The sequence below is a fragment of the Peribacillus sp. genome (genome assembly GCF_059453735.1).
This window is the reverse complement of the sequence record NZ_JAZVJO010000515.1, coordinates 1-3,463: the sequence shown is the minus strand read 5'-3', so window position 1 is coordinate 3,463 and position 3,463 is coordinate 1. Positions and strand designations below refer to the sequence as shown.

Below are 3,463 nucleotides of genomic sequence, written 5' to 3'. Positions count from 1 at the left end.
CTTCCTTTTTCTTATTATAGAAATATAGAAAGGGTGAAAAATATGCTAGGCGTATCCATTTACCTTGGAAAACAAAGCGAACAAGAACAGGCAGATTATCTGCAGAAGATGTCAGACACAGGTTTCAAGTCCATATTTACTTCCCTGCATATTCCCGAAGACAATCCTGAAATATTGGTCAGCACGCTAAAGAAGCTTGCTAAACAAGCCGTCCAGCTCAATATGGAATTAATTTGTGACATTTCTAACATCTCTATTAAGAATATGGGCCTTAGTATAGAAACGCTGCCTGTCTTAAATGAATGGGGAGTCACAGGCTTACGGCTTGATTATGGGTTTGAACCGGAAATCATTTCTCAGCTGTCAAGGCAAATGAAAATTGCTCTTAATGCTAGTACGATTGATGATAACCTATATAAACAGCTTCAAGAGACGGGACTTGATTTTAACCGCGTGGAGGCATGGCATAATTATTATCCGCGCCCTGAAACGGGTCTGGATAAGGAGTGGTTCATCCACCGAAATACTTGGCTGAAAGAACGGGGGTTCCTTGTTACAGCCTTTATTCCTGGAGATGATCGATTAAGAGGACCTCTCTTTAAAGGACTGCCTACCCTTGAAAATCATCGAAATATAGCTCCGTTTTTAGCATACATGGATCTTAAATTTTGCTCAGTAGATAAAATTTTACTAGGAGACCCATCCATTAAATCTGAAACGTTATCACAATTTATAACCTATCAAAATGGGGAAATTCCGCTTCGATGCACAATAACGACAAAAAGCAAAGAAAGTATCGAATTGGTAAATCTCAAGCATCAAAATCGGATGGATCCTGCACGCGATGGTATACGTTCAGAAACAACAAGAAGTTATGCACAGCAAGATGGAAAAAAACTGCCTTCGGAAAATACAATTAATCGAGAAATTGGAAGTATTACGATTGATAATGAGCTTTATGGTCGATATCGAGGCGAGCTGCAGATTGTCAAACGGCCGCTTGAGGCGGATGAAAAGGTAAACGTAATTGGAAATATTATTCGAGAAGATTTACCGATTATTTCATATATCGGTTCAGGAGAACAGTTTAAATTAATAATAACTGAAAATTAGTACAAGAGAGAGTTTTAATCATAAGCCAGAAAAAATATGAAGTTTTATAGATTTTAAGGGTAATAGTGGACATTCTAATTCACATGCCCTACAATAATATCGAGTCTAAAATACAGACGAACGTTTTTTAATGAAAAAATGTCAGTTTGGTAGATTTGTTGTAAAATGGAATAAATAGAATTGATTATTTTTAAATTTTCGGAAAGTTAACAAAGGGGGATGGGCAATGAATATCCATGAGTATCAAGGGAAAGAGATCCTCAGACAATATGGGGTATCGGTTCCAAATGGCCGAGTAGCATTCACTGTGGAAGAAGCTGTGGAAGCTGCTAAGGAGCTAGGAACGGATGTTGTTGTGGTTAAGGCTCAAATTCACGCTGGAGGCCGTGGTAAAGCGGGCGGCGTTAAGGTTGCCAAGAATCTAGATGAAGCGCGTACATATGCAGAAGAAATTCTAGGTAAAACTCTGATTACTCATCAAACGGGACCTGAAGGCAAAGAAGTGAAGCGCTTACTCATTGAAGAAGGCTGCGACATTAAAAAAGAATATTATGTCGGTCTTGTACTTGACCGCGAAACCTCACGGGTTGTGTTAATGGCCTCTGAAGAAGGCGGAACGGAAATCGAAGAAGTTGCTGAAAACACGCCTGAAAAGATTTTCAAAGAAGTCATCGATCCAGTTGTTGGATTAACAGGTTTCCAAGCTCGTAGACTTGCATTTAATATTAATATTCCAAAAGAGTTAGTCAATAAAACAGTTAAATTCATGACAAGTCTATATACAGCGTTTGTCGAAAAAGACTGCTCAATTGCAGAAATTAATCCGCTTGTAGTCACAGGTGACGGTAATGTAATGGCTCTTGATGCAAAGTTGAACTTTGATGATAACGCTTTATATCGTCATAAAGATATTATGGACTACCGTGATTTAGATGAAGAGGATCCAAAAGAAATTGAAGCATCGAAATATGACTTAAGCTATATTTCGTTAACTGGAAATATTGGGTGCATGGTAAATGGTGCCGGCTTAGCTATGTCAACGATGGATATCATCAAACATTACAGCGGCGATCCTGCGAATTTCCTTGATGTCGGCGGCGGGGCAACTGCTGAAAAAGTAACGGAAGCATTTAAAATTATTCTTTCCGATAAAAACGTTAAAGGTATCTTCGTCAATATCTTCGGCGGAATTATGAAATGTGACGTTATTGCAGAAGGTGTTGTGGAAGCTGCAAAACAACTTGGTCTAGAAGTGCCAGTTGTTGTTCGTCTTGAAGGTACGAATGTTGATCTTGGGAAACAAATTCTAAGAGATTCAGGATTAAATTTAACCGCTGCTGAATCTATGGCAGACGGCGCACAAAAAATCGTAGCACTGGTAGGATAATAGCAGGGGGGACCAAAAATGGGCGTTTTTATTAATAAAGATACCAAAGTCATTGTTCAGGGAATCACTGGTTCAACGGCTTTATTTCATACAAAACAAATGCTTGAATACGGCACGAAAATCGTTGCTGGGGTAACACCAGGAAAAGGTGGAACTGAAGTGGAGGGAGTTCCGGTTTTTAATACAGTTGAACAAGCTGTAAAAGAAACGGGTGCAACCGCTTCAGTCATCTATGTACCTGCACCATTTGCAGCAGATGCGATTATGGAAGCAGCGGATGCTGAATTGGACCTGGCTATTTGTATTACTGAACATATTCCTGTTCTTGATATGGTGAAGGTTAAGCGTTATTTAGAAGGCAAGAAGACTCGTCTAATCGGACCGAACTGTCCAGGAGTCATTACGGCTGATGAATGTAAGATTGGAATTATGCCTGGTTACATTCATACAAAAGGCCATGTTGGAGTTGTATCTCGTTCTGGTACACTTACGTATGAAGCCGTTCATCAATTAACGCAAGCTGGACTCGGACAAACCTCTGCAGTAGGTATTGGCGGCGACCCAGTGAATGGAACAAACTTTATTGATGTACTAAAGGCTTTCAATGAAGATCCAGAAACCTATGCGGTGATTATGATTGGGGAAATTGGCGGTACGGCAGAAGAAGAAGCGGCACTATGGGTAAAGGCGAATATGACTAAGCCCGTTGTCGGTTTTAGCGGCGGACGCACAGCTCCTCCAGGAAAAAGAATGGGACATGCGGGTGCCATTATTTCAGGAGGAAAAGGAACGGCTGACGAGAAAATCCGCGTCATGAATGAATGTGGAATTCAAGTAGCAGAAACTCCTTCAGTAATGGGTGAAACACTGATTTCTGTTTTAAAAGAAAAAGGATTATACGATCAATGTAAAACTCATTAAATGGGCATCTTGAATCGTTCTACACCTTTTATTAGGGGTGGA

General features: G+C 40.0%; 3 protein-coding genes. All 3 read left to right on the top strand.

Going from position 1 to position 3,463, the window contains the following annotated elements:
• A partial coding sequence (locus AC52RT_RS17025) for a DUF871 domain-containing protein (RefSeq protein WP_495541845.1) occupies window positions 1-1,113 on the top strand: 1,113 nt, incomplete at its 5' end.
• A gap of 226 nt (window positions 1,114-1,339) precedes the next feature.
• On the top strand, window positions 1,340-2,500 hold the full coding sequence (gene sucC, locus AC52RT_RS17020) for an ADP-forming succinate--CoA ligase subunit beta (protein ID WP_040373195.1): 1,161 nt from the start codon (window positions 1,340-1,342) through the stop codon (window positions 2,498-2,500).
• Window positions 2,501-2,518: 18 nt separating this feature from the next.
• Entirely contained in the window at window positions 2,519-3,421 is a 903-nt protein-coding gene (sucD, locus tag AC52RT_RS17015; RefSeq protein ID WP_495541844.1) for a succinate--CoA ligase subunit alpha, read from the top strand.
• The last annotated feature ends 42 nt before the right edge of the window (window positions 3,422-3,463 follow it).